Origin of the sequence: Bacillus sp. BPN334 (assembly GCF_008368885.1) — a bacterium.
In the GTDB taxonomy this organism is placed as follows: Bacteria; Bacillota; Bacilli; order Bacillales; family Bacillaceae_G; genus Bacillus_A; species Bacillus_A wiedmannii.
In genome coordinates this window covers 47,504-62,791 of sequence record NZ_QOZW01000024.1, presented here as the reverse complement: position 1 = coordinate 62,791, position 15,288 = coordinate 47,504, and the positions used below count along the sequence as shown (strand labels likewise).

The 15,288-nt window shown below is 35.3% G+C and carries 15 protein-coding genes and 1 pseudogene; 5 read left to right on the top strand and 11 right to left on the bottom strand.

Annotated elements, in window-relative coordinates:
* Positions 1–387 (top strand): 3D domain-containing protein (locus tag DN393_RS29820; RefSeq protein ID WP_179958540.1); only part of this gene is annotated, 387 nt, incomplete at its 5' end.
* 49 nt (positions 388–436) lie between these two features.
* On the opposite strand, the pseudogene DN393_RS29815 reads toward DN393_RS29820, so the two are convergent.
* From DN393_RS29815 to DN393_RS29780, 8 genes and pseudogenes are all read right to left on the bottom strand, one after another.
* Positions 437–610, bottom strand: a pseudogene (locus DN393_RS29815) (HEAT repeat domain-containing protein); the annotation flags it as partial.
* An 88-nt stretch (positions 611–698) separates the two neighbouring features.
* The gene (locus DN393_RS29810; RefSeq protein WP_064473882.1) at positions 699–1,784 is read right to left on the bottom strand and encodes a DUF871 domain-containing protein; all 1,086 of its coding nucleotides are present in this window, start codon (positions 1,782–1,784) and stop codon (positions 699–701) included.
* Positions 1,774–2,052, bottom strand: a complete 279-nt coding sequence (locus DN393_RS29805; RefSeq protein ID WP_064473883.1) for a hypothetical protein — start codon at positions 2,050–2,052, stop codon at positions 1,774–1,776. Before DN393_RS29805 ends, DN393_RS29810 begins: the two co-directional genes overlap by 11 nt.
* Complete coding sequence (locus DN393_RS29800) at positions 2,028–3,338, bottom strand: PTS sugar transporter subunit IIC (protein ID WP_064473884.1); 1,311 nt, start codon at positions 3,336–3,338, stop codon at positions 2,028–2,030. Before DN393_RS29800 ends, DN393_RS29805 begins: the two co-directional genes overlap by 25 nt.
* 79 nt (positions 3,339–3,417) lie before the next feature.
* On the bottom strand, positions 3,418–3,723 hold the full coding sequence (locus tag DN393_RS29795) for a PTS sugar transporter subunit IIB (RefSeq protein WP_064473885.1): 306 nt from the start codon (positions 3,721–3,723) through the stop codon (positions 3,418–3,420).
* A gap of 1 nt (position 3,724) precedes the next feature.
* Positions 3,725–4,045, bottom strand: coding sequence for a PTS lactose/cellobiose transporter subunit IIA (locus DN393_RS29790; RefSeq protein ID WP_000131328.1), 321 nt, complete (start codon positions 4,043–4,045; stop codon positions 3,725–3,727).
* Between the two features lie 111 nt (positions 4,046–4,156).
* The gene (locus DN393_RS29785) at positions 4,157–6,097 is read right to left on the bottom strand and encodes a BglG family transcription antiterminator (protein ID WP_064473886.1); all 1,941 of its coding nucleotides are present in this window, start codon (positions 6,095–6,097) and stop codon (positions 4,157–4,159) included.
* A 76-nt stretch (positions 6,098–6,173) separates the two neighbouring features.
* Positions 6,174–7,262 (bottom strand): DUF871 domain-containing protein, encoded by a 1,089-nt coding sequence (locus DN393_RS29780; RefSeq protein WP_064473887.1) that lies wholly within the window; start codon positions 7,260–7,262, stop codon positions 6,174–6,176.
* Between the two features lie 319 nt (positions 7,263–7,581).
* Here DN393_RS29780 and DN393_RS29770 point away from each other — a divergent pair, with 319 nt between their 5' ends.
* Both DN393_RS29770 and DN393_RS29765 read left to right on the top strand, forming a co-directional pair.
* A complete protein-coding gene (locus tag DN393_RS29770; RefSeq protein WP_064473888.1) occupies positions 7,582–8,784 on the top strand; it encodes an MFS transporter in 1,203 nt (400 codons plus the stop codon).
* Positions 8,785–9,116: 332 nt separating this feature from the next.
* Positions 9,117–10,772 (top strand): Na/Pi cotransporter family protein, encoded by a 1,656-nt coding sequence (locus tag DN393_RS29765; protein ID WP_149174202.1) that lies wholly within the window; start codon positions 9,117–9,119, stop codon positions 10,770–10,772.
* 35 nt (positions 10,773–10,807) lie between these two features.
* Here DN393_RS29765 and DN393_RS29760 read toward each other — a convergent pair whose 3' ends face one another.
* Positions 10,808–11,806 carry a YhdH/YhfP family quinone oxidoreductase gene (locus DN393_RS29760; protein WP_149174201.1) on the bottom strand — a complete coding sequence of 333 codons (999 nt, stop codon included), beginning with the start codon at positions 11,804–11,806 and terminating at the stop codon, positions 10,808–10,810.
* A gap of 314 nt (positions 11,807–12,120) precedes the next feature.
* On the opposite strand from DN393_RS29760, the gene DN393_RS29755 reads away from it, so the two are divergent.
* Together DN393_RS29755 and DN393_RS29750 are read left to right on the top strand one after the other, a co-directional pair.
* Complete coding sequence (locus tag DN393_RS29755) at positions 12,121–13,323, top strand: LCP family protein (protein WP_064473891.1); 1,203 nt, start codon at positions 12,121–12,123, stop codon at positions 13,321–13,323.
* A gap of 148 nt (positions 13,324–13,471) precedes the next feature.
* The gene (locus DN393_RS29750; RefSeq protein ID WP_000642356.1) at positions 13,472–13,912 is read left to right on the top strand and encodes a hypothetical protein; all 441 of its coding nucleotides are present in this window, start codon (positions 13,472–13,474) and stop codon (positions 13,910–13,912) included.
* A 32-nt stretch (positions 13,913–13,944) separates the two neighbouring features.
* Here DN393_RS29750 and DN393_RS29745 read toward each other — a convergent pair whose 3' ends face one another.
* Positions 13,945–14,709 (bottom strand): sulfite exporter TauE/SafE family protein, encoded by a 765-nt coding sequence (locus DN393_RS29745; protein ID WP_064473892.1) that lies wholly within the window; start codon positions 14,707–14,709, stop codon positions 13,945–13,947.
* A 33-nt stretch (positions 14,710–14,742) separates the two neighbouring features.
* On the bottom strand, positions 14,743–15,222 hold the full coding sequence (locus tag DN393_RS29740; protein ID WP_000437730.1) for a DsrE/DsrF/DrsH-like family protein: 480 nt from the start codon (positions 15,220–15,222) through the stop codon (positions 14,743–14,745).
* Positions 15,223–15,288: the final 66 nt, after the last annotated feature.

Genomic DNA, 15,288 nt, shown 5'->3' with positions numbered 1-15,288 from the left:
CGTGAAGCGGCTAAAGCTCAAAAACCAACTACACAACAACCTGTTGCAAAAGAAACTGAAACAAGTGCACCATCATCTTCTCGTGAACTACGTGTTGTAGCAACAGCTTACACAGCAGACCCACTTGAAAATGGTTATAAAGCAGGCGACCAAGTAAAATCAGCTTTAGGTCATAACTTAACAGCTAATCCAAACATGAAACTTATTGCAGTTGACCCAAGTGTAATTCCATTAGGTTCAAAAGTATGGGTTGAAGGTTACGGAGTAGCAATCGCTGGTGATACTGGTGGAGCTATTAAAGGAAATAAAATCGACGTTTTAATGCCTGATAAAGGTACATCAAGTAACTGGGGACGTAAAACAGTTACAGTTAAAGTATTAAACTAGTTCGTATAAAAAGAGTCAGTCTCATTGAGGCTGACTCTTTTTTTGATTCTCACATTCTAACTTTCTCTTGAAAGTAACTAATATGATCCCGAATCCACTTTCGCTCTGACATAAATAAGTTCCCTCGTTTGTTATATACTTTATCAAACGCCTTTAAAACTTCTTCATGATTAACAAACTTATGTAAAAAACGAAGAGCGATGACAATCTCCTTCTCTCCCGTCCAAATTAAATCTATCTCTTTGCATTCTATATACGATAGATTACTATTTCAACAGAACAAAGAGGATGCCATAGCATCCTCTCCTCCCCTATTCCACACAAGTAAACTGCGTCCAAGCTCCTACATAATCTAGTAAGAATAACTCTTCTTCCGCAATTGTACCGACAATATTTTTCCGTTCATCTATCGGCATTTCTTTTAGAATGATTTGCAGTTCACCTTTATACTTACCAAATGAGTTGTTCCCAATTACAACTTGCCCTCTTTCCTGTCGTACACTTTCGCGCACTGGGAAGTCATAGTCTTTGTACTTTTTACGTACTTCTGTAGAACGTACCATATATTCTGTTATGTCGCCGCGTCTTACGTGTAATTCTTGCAGTGTCGCTTTCTTCTCTACTTCAGTCGCTTCTTCTACAAAGTGTACCTTTAGCTGTAACATGTAACGATTTAAGTTTCCTAGTTTCTCTAACTCTTCTTCACTCGCATAAGCATTTCCGATAATAACATCATCAATAAGCCCTGTTGCCCATAAATGTTTCGCTTGTACTTCAATCGGTAAATTTCGATGTTGTTCTAACGTACATAATCCGTCATTAATATCCCATGGACCGATGTCGGCTGCATGTGACGTAATAAAGGCTGCCGTACGAATACTGTGTTTTTTAAAGCGTTCACTACAGCGAATGAAATAATCATACGGAAGACCAGTAAATTTTTGCGGATAGAAATTATGACAACCAATTAAAGCTGGTTTATTCGCCTGATGCGAAAGAATATTTTCTAAGTATGCAATATCGTTACTTACGTTTAGCTCAATTTTTAAGCCGTACGGATTATTCGTCATTTTTGCTTCTGTTAATCCGTCAAAACCTAAATCTAAACGAATACCATCTGCACCTAACTCTGCAAAGAATGATAGGTCGCTATAACTAATACCAAGTTGATCAAATACTGCCGGAGCTACATCTAAAATAACTTCCATATTATTATCTTTTGCATGATTAATAATTTCTTTAAATTCAGCTACAATTTCTTCTTTCGGTCGATTCACAGATAATAGACATGTGAATATTCTTGAAAAACCGTGGCGTGCCGCTGCCGAAATGTATACCATATCTTTTTCTTTCGTTGAATGCTCTGGATAAAGTGAAATCCCTAATTTACGCTCCATGCTTTTGCATCTCCTTCACACGTTGTATTAATGCCATGCTCATAAATCTATATTTTGCAGATAAACATGTTGCACATAAAATCGTTGGTACAATGATTACGTACGGTGATTGTAACCCTAACATTACATAGGCACCCATTGAACTACCGATAAATACAATTGATACGAGTAGTAAAACTAATAAAGATTTACTTTGTACCCATTTTGAATAATGTGCAATACACTGCCCCGCTACGAATGTAATTAAGATGATAATTGCTCCGAGCATTCTGTTTTCTCCTCTCCTGCTACTTGTTGTTTCTCATACATTTTGAAGAATGGATAGTAAATAACAAATGAGATAACAAAGTTAACAAGTACAAGTACACCAGCCATAATGGTCCAGTCTGTACTAATAATCGCTGCAATTGGTGCTAACATCGTAAATGGCAGTTTCGCCATCATGAGCGGAATCATACCTGAAACAACTGCGAAATATGATACTGTCGTTGTCACTAACGGTGTTATAACGAATGGAATAATTAAGATTGGGTTCATTACAATTGGTGCCCCGAAAATAATCGGTTCGTTAATATTGAATAAACCTGGCACGAATGATAATCTACCTAACTCTTTTAGGAATTTAGATTTAGAGAACATAAACATAATTACTAAAGCTAATGTTGAGCCTGATCCCCCGATCCATACGAACCATTGAATAAATTGCTCTGTAAATAAGTTTGGTAATTGATGTGCATTTCCTGTAGCTGTGAATACTTCCATATTTTCAAGAATTGCTGAATCCCACATTGGACGAATGATTGGTCCTAAAATCGCTGGGCCATGTATACCGAATGACCAGAAGAACACGATTAAGAATACTGTTAATAAACCGCCGAATAAATTATTTCCTACTAATACTGATTTTAGTGGTGCGATTAAATATGTGATTGTTGTATTCACATCGAATTTCAAACCGTAACGAATACCCCAGAATAAAAGAATAACAACTAAAGTTGGAATTAATGCTGCAAACGAGTTTGCAACTGCTGGTGGTACACTGTCTGGTAACTTAATCGAGATATTATGCTTAATCATAAAGTGATAAATTTCTACTGCAATTAAAGCTGTAACAATTGCTCCGAATAAAGACGTTGCACTTAATGTTCCTACTGAAATGTATCTTCCTGCATCAATAACACCTGGTACAGCTTTCGTAATTTGAATTGGTTCAACTGATGCTAGTAAAAAGGCGAGTACAGATAACAACCCTGCACTTAACTGATTGAGCTGATAGAAGTTTGCGAGTGAAGCTCCTACCCCAAATGCTGCGTATAACGCCATTAAACCTACTGTAAATCGGAATGGAATATCTAAAATATGGCGAAATGGTGCAATCCACTCCATATACGCATCAATTGGTAAATTTAAAAAGATAACGAAAAATGATCCGACAATCGTTAACGGCAATGTAGAAATAACTCCGTTTCGAATTGCTAATAAATGTCGTTGTCCTGCAATCTTTTGCGTTGTTGGCATAATCTTTTGTTCCATAAAACTCATAAAACTATTCATCAATACCCCTCCTCTTTCTTTTTACTGTGCAAGAACAAAAAGTTATAACATTATAATGTTTATATTTAAAAAAATATAATTATGCTAAAACTAATTGTTCTGCTTGTTTCAGTACTTTTAAACCGTCACACATGCCATAATCTCTTTGTTCTATTATTGCAACCGGTATATCGTATGACTTCGCAAGAAACTGTACCGCTGGAAACAAATACTTCACTTGTGGTCCGATTAAAACAACATCAGCACTTTTTATTTCCAGTTTCACAAGTTCTGAATCAACTGCTTTAATTTTATAATCCTTCCCTTGTTTCTTTGCCTCTTCTTGCATTTTTCTTACAACCATACTCGTTGACATGCCTGCTGCACAACATAATAAAATGTACATCTTATACTGTCACTTTCTCTTCTACTCGTTTATGAAGAGTGATAAATTCTTCAGCAAGTTCTTTCACTGTAATTGCATTCATTAAATGATCTTGTGCATGCACCAACAGTAAACTGATTTCTGCATGATTTCCTCTTGCTTCCTCTTGAATTAAGTCTGTTTGAATACGATGAGCTGCTGAAATTTCTTCACTAGCAAGTGTCATCTTTTCACTCGCATTCTCAAAATCTCCTTGTCTTGCAAAAGCAATTGCTTCAAGCGCCGCGCTTCTCGCATTGCCACCATGTAAAATTAACGCAAATGGAGTTTGCATATCAGTCATTTTAAATTCCCCCAAGCTATCTTTTTTCTATATTGTTATCTTATTATGAAAACGCATACAATTAAACATAAAAAACTTCCGTTGTGTAACGGAAGTTTTTACATACTTTTCTTATATAGATAGTAATACCTCTTGGAAATCTTCAATTCCTTCAACATGCGTTAATTTCTCTATCGCACTTTGACTAGACATAATATCATATAAAAAATCATACAGCCGTTGTAAATCTTCATTATTATTACGTTTTACACTAAATAAAATAATAACTTGTACTTTTTTATCTCCCCAGTCAACGGACTTATCAAGTGTACAAAACATCAAAAATGTTTTCTCACTTAATAACTGCATCGGATGAGGAATCGCAACTAAATTCCCAACCGCTGTCGGAGATGTATTTTCTCTTTCCATAACAGAATCATAAAAGTTTTCTGGTACATAGTTTTTCTCAGCAGCTTTCTCACATAAAAACTGAATAACCTCTTCCTTCGTAGAAGCGCTATGATTTAAAAAGATTAAATCTTCCTTTATATACTGCTGCACGCTAGTATTCACATGCGTAAACAACTGCTGGCCGATTGACTTAAGCTCTTTATCATCAAATATTGAGTTCACTTTTATAACAGGCACAGGCAAACCACTCGGTATATGAATCGTACTAATAATACAATCTATTTTATCTTTATAAAGGTCTTCCACTTTCAATTGATAATAACCTGTAATCCCTACAATCTCTAATTTATCTCGGAACTGTGATAAAATTTTATATTTCAATAGCTGAGCGCTTCCTTGACCAGTCGCACAAACTAGTAAACATCTTTTCTTTTGATTCTGTTCCTGTAAACGACTCATCGCTCCGCCGAAGTGAATCGCAATATAACCAATTTCACTTTCCGGAATCGATTCTCCCGTATATTCACCAATTATATCTCCTACGAGAACCGCAATTTCAAAAGCATACGGATAATTCTTTTTCACTTCTGCCAATAGAGGATTTCTCGTATTTAACTTATACTTCAAACGGTTTAATAACGTTTTTAAATGAACACCAAAACCAAATAATAATTCTTCATCATAATAAAAAATAAGATTCCGTTCTTCCGCTACTTTAAAAAGAATATGTTGCATAAATGCATATAGATCTTTCCCTAATAGCTCTTCCACATTTTCATAACGATCTCTCGCTGTAACAGCAGTACTTAATAAATGCATCGTCACATATAAAACTTCTTCTTCTGGAAATAAAAGATGCAACTCTTTCTCTAAATCCCCTACAATCTGTTTCGCAATTGTATATTCTTTCTTTATGATAAGTTCTGATTGCTCCGCATTTAGTCCTTTCATATAATGTTGATCTTCACAACGCCTTAATGCAATTGCAATATGAATGACTAAATTATCAATTTCAATATCTGATAAATATATCGTTCCTCCCTCGATATACTTTAATATAACCGAACGGATAAGTGGGATATGAGGTAACGATAAATATGTATCCCTCTGTTCAAATTGCTCATGAAACGGAGTATGATCATAACGCGGTAAACCATATTGTGATAAACAAGAACGAATATGAAACTCCTCTCCCACAATACGTATACCATAATACGGTCTCTTTTCGATTTGTAATTGATAGCGAACACATATATCTGTCACATCTTTCATAATTAAATTCACAGTCGATTTACTCACATAAATCTCTTCTGCTAACTGTGAAAGCTTCACATACCCCTCTGTCGTTACAATACGTTGCAGAATGTACGCTATCCTTTCTTCATAAGAAGTTGGGATCTTTTCCGTCTGTTTTTGAAATAGGCCCACGCAAAACTCTTCAAACTTCTTCGTTTGTATAATTTCTAGTTCGTATCCAGTCCCTCTTTGCGATTCAATTTTCGCCCCGTTTTCTTCCAATATATCATTTAATAATTTTATATCTTTTTGAATCGTCTTCGTTGATACATGTAAACGGCTCGCTAAAAACGCTCGATTTAACATCGACTTCTCTTCTAAAAACTCCTCTAAAATAGAAATTAATCGCTGATGCACTTTTGTCATAGCTCTTCCTCTCACAATTTATATATAAAAAGGAAAAAGCTGCTGAGGTCAGTAGTTTTTTCCTTTTTCATTTTATCTATTTCTTTAATGTAAATCCGAATTTATCCCATGCTTGTAAATAATCTAATAAGAAAATTTCTTCTTCTACAATTCGGCCAACTACATTTGTTTTTCCTGTGTTCACCATATCTTTTAACGCAATTTGTAATTCACCTTTATATTGACCATACTGTTCATTATCAATTAAAAGATCACCGCGTTTAATTTCGCGTGTATTATGCGGTTTGAACTCTTCTTTCTTATATTTCACACGACTTTGTGTCGAACGAATCATATATTCAGATACATCTCCACGATAAAAATGCGGTTCCTCTAATACAATAATTTTTTCTAATTCTGTTGTTGTATCATCTAGTCCTATATCAAATGTTTGTTTCTCTTTATTTAATGCACCTAGTGCTTGTAATTCTTCTTCTGATGCATATGCATTCGCAATAATAACATCATCAATTAATTCTGTCGCAAATAAATGCTTCGCTTGTGTTGTCATCGGTAATTCACGATGCTGCTCTAACGTACATAAGCCTTCTGTTACTGGCCAAGGTCCGTACGTTGCATCAAATGATGAAATAAAAGCAGCCGTTCTCATACCGTAATCTTTAAATTGTTTCGAGCATTTAATGAAATGATCGTATGATAATCCTGAATAACGATGCGGATAAAAATTATGGCAACCAATTAAATTTTCACGATTTGGTCTATGGCTCATAATGTTATCTACATATTTCGTACCGTTACTCATATTAATTTCAATTTTTAAGCCGTATGGATTGTAAGTCATAATTGATTCTTCTAAACCAGAGAATCCGACATCTAAACGAATACCGTACGCTCCTAACTCATGGAAGAACGATAAATCATTATATGAAATACCTAATTGTGTAAAGACAGACGGACTAATATCAACTAATACTTGGAACCCTAATGCGTTTGCATGCGAGATCGTTTCTTTAAACTCTTCTATAATTTTCTCTTTCTCTCCATCTACAGACAATAAGCATGTGAATACACGTGTAAATCCGTATTTACTTGCTAATGTTAAATATTCCTTATCTTTCTCTACCGTTGAATGTTCTGGATAAATAGAAATACCTAATCGTCTCATATGTACACGCCTCTTTCTTCATTGTTTTGTAAACCTTTTCAAATATATGTAGTGAAAAAGTATATATCCCCTTCTCATTCACTACTTTTTGAATCCGCTTTCTTTAAAGAAAAAACAATTTCTATCATTCATAACAACTACAAGTCTATACATCTATACTTTACAACTTTTTTTCATAGTTGTGTAGCTTTTACACAAATTTGTCAGTTTTTCCACCTCGAAAATTGTTATACGTTTTCAAGGCACCTTCCTTGACTGTTACATTGACCAATACATATACTCGAAAGAAAAGAGAAAATTTTATATAGGGGATGAATATATGGGAGAAGCAATACTCGTAAAACGAGAATCATTATGGACGAAAGAGTTTGTCGCTTTAATTTTTGCAAACTTATGTATGTTTTTAGGGTTTCAAATGTTAATTCCTACTTTACCTGTTTATGTGAAAGAAATTGGTGGCACAAGTTCCAATATCGGATTTGTTGTAGGCATGTTTACCGTTGCAGCACTTTTTGTTCGACCGCTAACTGGAAACGCCTTGCAAAAATTCAATAAAAAAATCATTTTAATGATCGGTACTGCTATTTGTTTACTCGCTATGGGCAGTTATCTTTTCGCTTCAACCGTCTTCCTATTGCTTGCCGTTCGAATTTTACATGGAGCTGGTTTTGGTATTACAACGACTACATATGGAACTGTCGTTTCAGATTTAATTCCGCAAGCTCGCCGCGGAGAAGGCATGGGATATTTCGGTCTTTCTGGAACGATTGCAATGGCGCTCGGTCCACTTATCGGACTTTGGCTCATGCAAACATATAACTTCACGATACTTTTTTTATGTGCACTTTCATGTACAATTGTTTCATTAATATTAACGAAACTACTTCAAATCAAAAAATCGCCGCAACCACCAAAGCAAACATCTGGTACTTTTCTCGATGGATTTATTGAGCGCAAAGCTTTACTTCCTTCATTATTAATATTATGTATTACATTAATGTACGGAGGAATCGGGAGCTTTATTACATTATTTGCTACGGAAGTCGGAATTGCTGATATAAGCCTCTTCTTCTTATTTAATGCACTTGCAATCGCTGTCACTCGTCCGTTTTCTGGAAAGTTATACGATGCGAAAGGTCATGCATTCGTTATTATTCCAGGGGTTATCATTACGTTTACAGGTATTATTTTATTGTCGTATACAACTACCATTCCGAGTTTAATTATTGCAGCAGCATGCTACGGAAGTGGTTTTGGAGCGATTCAACCTGCACTACAAGCATGGATGATCGACCGAGTAGCACCGCACCGACGAGGAGTCGCAACAGCTACATTCTTCTCAGCATTTGATCTCGGCATTGGCGCTGGCGCAATTATATTTGGATTCATTGCACATTTTACAAACTACGCAACTGTATATCGCTATTCCTCTCTATTACTTATTGCATTCCTGTTCATTTACATCACAAGTATAAGAAAGCAAAAGCATGGAGATAAAAACAGAGAAAAAGCTGCTGGATAATTTCAGTAGCTTTTTTTATCGTATTTTTGCTGTTATAAAACTACATGCATTTTCCTACATATTTTTTTACCTTTCATCAAAAAATATACGATGAATTCGCAGACGCTTTCCTTGATATTTAACTGAAAAATACTATTCTAAAAAGTGTGATTTCTTTACAAAATTAAGATTTATATAAGATGAAAACCAATAAAATACAGCTGTTTCTTTAAGTAATTGTAAACTTTTTATCTCTTTGTAAAGTTAGTGTAAATTTTACTAACAAACCGTTTACAGTGCCTCAAGGTTCAGTTAATAATTACATCGTACATGAAATTTAAGGAGTGGAATGCGTGGAATATAATGTTCAAGATATGATCTTCCAGTTCATTGGTGGATTAGGTATTTTCTTATTCGGTATTAAATACATGGGCGATGGACTGCAACAAGCAGCTGGAGATCGTCTTCGCGATATTTTAGATCGCTTTACAACAAACCCACTTATGGGTGTACTAGCAGGTATGTTAGTTACTGTATTAATCCAATCAAGTTCAGGAACAACCGCTTTAACAGTCGGACTTGTAAGTGCCGGATTTATGACATTAAGACAAGCGATTGGTGTTATTATGGGTGCGAACATCGGAACGACAGTTACTGCATTTATTATCGGAATTAAAATCGGAGAATACGCTCTCCCAGTTATGGCAGTTGGAGCAATTTTACTATTCTTCTTTAAAAATAAAAAAGTACATTCTGTAGGTCAAGTTGTATTCGGTTTTAGTATGTTATTCTTCGGTTTAGAATTAATGAGCGCAGGTATGAAACCTCTTCGTTCTTTAGAGGCATTCCAAGAGTTAATGGTTAGCATGAGTGACAATCCAATTTTAGGAATTATTGTCGGTACAGTGTTCACTTTAATTGTACAAAGCTCAAGCGCAACAATCGGTATTTTACAAGAACTATTCGGTCAAGGTGCTATTGATTTACAAGCTGCTCTTCCTGTATTATTCGGTGATAATATCGGTACGACAATTACAGCAGTCTTAGCAGCAATCGGTACTTCAATTGCCGCAAGACGTGCAGCATTAGTTCACGTTATCTTTAATATTATCGGTACCATTATCTTTACGATTATATTAATACCATTTACAAGTTTAATTCAATATTTCCAAACGTCATTAAATTTAAATCCAGAAATGACAATTGCATTTGCACACGGAACATTTAACGTAACGAATACAATTATTCAGTTCCCATTCATTGCAGTATTAGCATGGATCGTAACAAAAATTATTCGTGGTGAAGATTCATCTATTAACTTCAAACCACAACATTTAAATCCAATCTTTATTGAGCAATCTCCAGCTATCGCTTTAACTGAAGCTCAAAAAGAGGTTGTGCGTATGGCTGAATTTTCATTACACGGCTTAAAAGAAGCGAATCAATATTTAAATACACAAGACAAAAAGCACGAAAACATGGCTACTCAATTAGAAGGAGCTATTAACAATTTAGATAAAAAAATTACCGAGTATTTAGTTTTACTATCAGAAAAGCCGCTTTCACCTTCAGACTCTGAAAAACACTCCGTTTTAGCTGGTGTTGTTGGAGATATTGAACGTGTTGGTGATCATGTAGAAAACCTTGTAGAACTTGTAGATTTCCAAATTTCAAACCGTGTTTCACTATCAGACGAAGCACTAGCTGAATTAAATGAAATGCTTGAGTTAACAATTTCAACATTACAAGATGCAATCAATGCTTTAACAAACTTCGATACTGAATTAGCTCAAACAGTTATTGCAAAAGAACGCAAAATCGACCAAATGGAACGTGTTCTTCGTAAACGTCACGTATTACGCCTAAACGAACGTAGCTGTTCAGGTGATGCAAGTATCATCTTCGTTGATATGGTAAGTAACTTAGAGCGTATCGGTGATCACGCTGTAAATATTGCTGATGGTGTTTTAGGTGAACAAGGTAAAATCAATTTAAAACAATCATTATAATGAAAAGAGAGACGCTTAAGTTAGCGTCTCTTTTTTCATTTCATATTTACAACCGTTCTTCCTTTTAACTTTCCTTGCAATATAAGTGTAAACTTTTCATCTAACTCTTCCAATGTACATTCTTCTGTATAAGATAGTAACTCATTATTTTCCCATTCACTTGCTAAGAGCGTCCACACATCTCTTCTCACATCCACTGGGCATTGCACAGAATCTATTCCTAAAAGACTTATGCCTCGCAAAATAAATGGATATACCGTTGTTTGTAATTCCTGCCCTGCCACATTACCGCACGTCGTTACACAACCACCATACTTTACCGTTTTTAAAGCGGTTTCTAGCATATGTCCACCTACAGTATCGATAACCCCGGCGTATATCCCTTTTAACATTGGTCTTCCTGATTCATCATTCAACTCCGTACGATGAATCACTTGTTTCGCTCCTAGACGTAGTAGCATCTCTTCCTCTTCCATTTTCCCTGTTGCTCCTACTACGCTAAATCCTAGCTTACTTAAAATACTAACAGCTACACTCCCTACGCCGCCTGTTGCACCCGTTACTAAAACATCTCCCATACTAGGCGTTATGCCTGCTCCAATAAGCTTATATACTGATAAAGCAGCTGTAAAACCTGCTGTCCCATACATCATACTTTCCTTTAATGACATTCCCTCTGGTAAAGGGATGATCCAAGATGCTGGCACGCGAATATATTCTCCGAAACCACCAGAAGTATTCATACCTAAATCATAACCCGTTACGATGACTTGATCGCCTACCTTAATGGTTGCATCTTCACTACTCACAACTTCTCCCGTAGCATCAATTCCTGGCGTATGAGGATATCTCCTCGTAACCCCTTTATTACCCGTGGCTGAAAGCGCATCTTTATAATTTAATGAAGAATAATGAACCTGTATTAATACGTCTCCCTCAGGTAAACTACTTACTTCTCTCTCTACAACGTTTCTTACAAACTGCTTACTTTCTGTTTCGTTCACAACGATTGCTCGGAATGATGTATGATTCATTATGCTCTCTCCTTTATCCGTAAATTTCTTCTTTATTATATAGAAGAAATAAGTAAACCTACTCATTTCTTCTTGGCTATATTTCAACAAATCTTACTTCTCTATTACTTTCTCACAATACATATTTTCATTTCTACTAAAACAACTTATACTTATTCTACATCTCAAAAATAAAATATAAAAAATCTGACTTTTTATAAATATATTGAATTTTTACGAAATGTAAATGATTTGTAATGTTTTTTTTCGTCAAATTTCATTATAATAAGTGGATATGAGTGTCGTATTTCAATTCAAATGAAGGAGTACAAGAAATGGAGCAAAACCCATCTTTGCAAGAAAATACACGCAGTAAACCGAAAAAAGGTAAGAAAAAAACAAAAATTATTATAAGCGTTATTCTATTCTTTTTAATAATAGGTGGCGGTTATACTTGGTTTTTAGTAAATAAAGCATCTTCTGCTGTTCGAAATGCCGCACACGATTTAGCACGCGGTGATAAATCTGATTTACGTGATAAAGCTGTAAAACCTATCGCAAATAACGTCTCTGTCTTAGTCATGGGTGTTGATGAAAGCGATGTCCGCGGGAAAGAATATGGTGAAGCTATAAGAACGGATGCACTATTACTTGCAACGTTTAATAAAGATAGCAAAACTGTAAAACTATTAAGCATTCCACGAGATACATATACTTATATTCCAGTGGAAAAGAAAAAAGATAAAATTACACACGCTCATGCATACGGTTCTACTAAAAACGGAAAAGATGGTGGACCACAAGCAAGTATTGATGCAGTTGAAAAATTAATGAATGTTCCTGTCGATTACTTTGTAAAGTTTAACTTCAAATCATTTATGAAAATTGTCGATGATTTAGGCGGGATTGAAGTCGATGTACCAGTTGAATTTACTGAACAAGATAGCAATGATAATGCTGATGCAATTCATCTGAAAAAAGGTGTTCAAAAGCTAAATAGTGAAGAAGCTCTTGCTCTTGCTAGAACGCGCCACATCGATAGTGATGCAATGCGTGGACAACGTCAACAACTCGTTATTGAAGCAATTTTAAAGAAACTAACAAGCGTTGGATCTGTAACAAAAGTTGGTAACATCATTGATGATATTAACGGACAATTCGTTACTAACTTAACATTCGATGATATGCTTTCATTCTACAAGTACGGATCGGACTCGGAAATTGAGAAATTACAAATTCAAGGTGAAGACTGCTATATGGAAAAAGGTGACGATACATGTAGCAAATCTGCTGGTGGCGGCCGAACGTATTACTACAATCCAGATAAAAAAGAATTAGCAACTGTTACAAACGAACTTCGTACTCACCTTGGATTACCTGCATATACAAAAACAGACTCTGATTCGAAGAAAACAAGCACAGAGAAAACAAAAGAATCTAAGTCTGAAAATTCAAGTGAACGCCAATCAAGTAACAATGAAGTGAAAAATAAAAATAGCAGTGAAGATACAGAAACATCGTCTAACGGCAATGAATAAAAAAGAAGCAGTTCTCTATGGAGGTAGAGTGCTGCTTCTTTTTATTTCTTTGGAATCAAAAATCAGAACTTTCTAACTATCTTTTTTAATATTTTTAAATTATAATAAATAGTAGCAATCTATTCCAATTATCAGGGGGCTCATACATATGAAAGCTGCAGTAAAACATAACATCTCAGATTTTAAAGACTACTTAAAATCAAACGATATATTCATGGAAGAAAATATAGATGAAAATGATGGTTCTGTTCATTTTTCAGTAGGATTAGAGACAGAAGCTGGCGCAAAAATTCAACTTATCGCTGCTTTCCAAAACGAACATCCTACTGTAGATATATACTGCTTCAATGTTGCTCACGTACCGGATGCAACATCAACAAATGATATTTTGCATGTTATCAATGAATTAAACACATCTTATCGATTTGCAAAATTCACATTAAACAAGCAAAATGCAATTGATATTTCAGCATCGCTTGCATTCTCAGAACCAAACTTTAATCCAGCGCTTGTCTTTGAACATACGAGAATGCTATATAAATTAGCAAATGACGAATATAAAAACTTAATGAAAGTTATTTGGGCATAAATAAAAGGATGGGCTACAAGCAGCCCATCCTTTTATTTCGATATCATATCAATCCACATCTTAACAGCAGTGCCTACAATCAAAATCGATAACATATATTGCAATGCTTTTTGATTGATCCTCTTCCCGACTCGCACTCCAAGCGGCGCAGCAAAGATACTTGCAACCGCGATAATAAGAGCTGGAATTACAACTACTTGACCAGTTATCACTTTTCCAGTCGTAATCCCTACTGAGGAAATAAACGTAATAGCGATAGATGTTGCTATCGTTGTACGTATCGGCAATTTTAAAATAACTAACATAATCGGTACTAATAAGAAAGAACCGCCAGCACCTATAATGCCTGATGCTCCTCCTACAAGAAACGCTAACAAGCTTGCTAACCATTTATTATATGTCACTTCACCACTATTATTTCGTTTCGGTACGAACATCATAATAGCAGCAATTGTTGCTAACGCTGCATAAACAACATTGACCGTATGTTCCTCTAATACGTTAGCACCAAAGCTCCCTATGAAACTTCCTATTAAAATACTAGCTCCCATATACACAACTAACGTTTTATCCATATCATTACTTTTCCGATAAGCCCATGCACCTGCAAAAGTTGCAAAGAATACTTGCACCGCTGTAATACCACTCACTTCATGTGACGTATAACTAGTAAACCCTAGCAATACCGGAATGTATAGAATCATTGGATAATTAATAATCGCACCGCCAATTCCAACCATTCCTGATATAAACGATCCTATAAACCCAATTATAAAAAGTAATACGACTAAACTCACCTTATATCCCCCGCCTTCTAAAAAGAAGGTGATTTAAATGAATAAATTCACATTCCCATCCGAAGCATCTGCTAAATAAGCTCCTACTCCTGCAAACTCTACCCCTTCCATAATCTCTTCCTCTTTTAACCCTAATAAATCTACCGTCATTTGACAAGCTACAAGTTTAATTCCCTGTTCTTTCGCTAAATCCATTAAATCTGGTAAAGGCATCGCATTATGTTTTTTCATAATACCTTTAATCATCTTTGGCCCCATACCGGCAAAATTCATTTTTGATAATCCCATCTTATCTGCACCACGTGGCATCATTTTTCCAAATACTTTTTCTATGAAAGTTTTCTTTACCTTCACATGTTCATCTTTCCTTAAAGCATTTAATCCCCAAAAAGTATGAAAAATAGTCACCTCTTGATCATACGCCGCTGCACCATTTGCAATAATATAAGCAGCCATCGCTTTATCATAATCTCCGCTAAATAAAACAATTGTTGTTTTCTTCTGTTGTTCCATGTTGTGCTCCCTCCAATTACCTATAGGGGTATTTGTTTGTTTATAAAAAGGCTGAAATCATTTACC

Excerpts from the sequence above, each read along its gene's own strand:
- DN393_RS29810 (WP_064473882.1), bottom strand. The coding sequence starts at position 1,784 with ATGGAGCGTAAATTAGGGATTTCACTTTATCCAGAGCATTCAACGAAA.
- DN393_RS29805 (WP_064473883.1), bottom strand. The coding sequence starts at position 2,052 with ATGCTCGGAGCAATTATCATCTTAATTACATTCGTAGCGGGGCAGTGT.
- DN393_RS29800 (WP_064473884.1), bottom strand. The coding sequence starts at position 3,338 with ATGAATAGTTTTATGAGTTTTATGGAACAAAAGATTATGCCAACAACG.
- DN393_RS29795 (WP_064473885.1), bottom strand. The coding sequence starts at position 3,723 with ATGTACATTTTATTATGTTGTGCAGCAGGCATGTCAACGAGTATGGTT.
- DN393_RS29790 (WP_000131328.1), bottom strand. The coding sequence starts at position 4,045 with ATGACTGATATGCAAACTCCATTTGCGTTAATTTTACATGGTGGCAAT.
- DN393_RS29785 (WP_064473886.1), bottom strand. The coding sequence starts at position 6,097 with ATGACAAAAGTGCATCAGCGATTAATTTCTATTTTAGAGGAGTTTTTA.
- DN393_RS29780 (WP_064473887.1), bottom strand. The coding sequence starts at position 7,262 with ATGAGACGATTAGGTATTTCTATTTATCCAGAACATTCAACGGTAGAG.
- DN393_RS29770 (WP_064473888.1), top strand. The coding sequence starts at position 7,582 with ATGGGAGAAGCAATACTCGTAAAACGAGAATCATTATGGACGAAAGAG.
- DN393_RS29760 (WP_149174201.1), bottom strand. The coding sequence starts at position 11,806 with ATGAATCATACATCATTCCGAGCAATCGTTGTGAACGAAACAGAAAGT.
- DN393_RS29755 (WP_064473891.1), top strand. The coding sequence starts at position 12,121 with ATGGAGCAAAACCCATCTTTGCAAGAAAATACACGCAGTAAACCGAAA.
- DN393_RS29750 (WP_000642356.1), top strand. The coding sequence starts at position 13,472 with ATGAAAGCTGCAGTAAAACATAACATCTCAGATTTTAAAGACTACTTA.
- DN393_RS29740 (WP_000437730.1), bottom strand. The coding sequence starts at position 15,222 with ATGGAACAACAGAAGAAAACAACAATTGTTTTATTTAGCGGAGATTAT.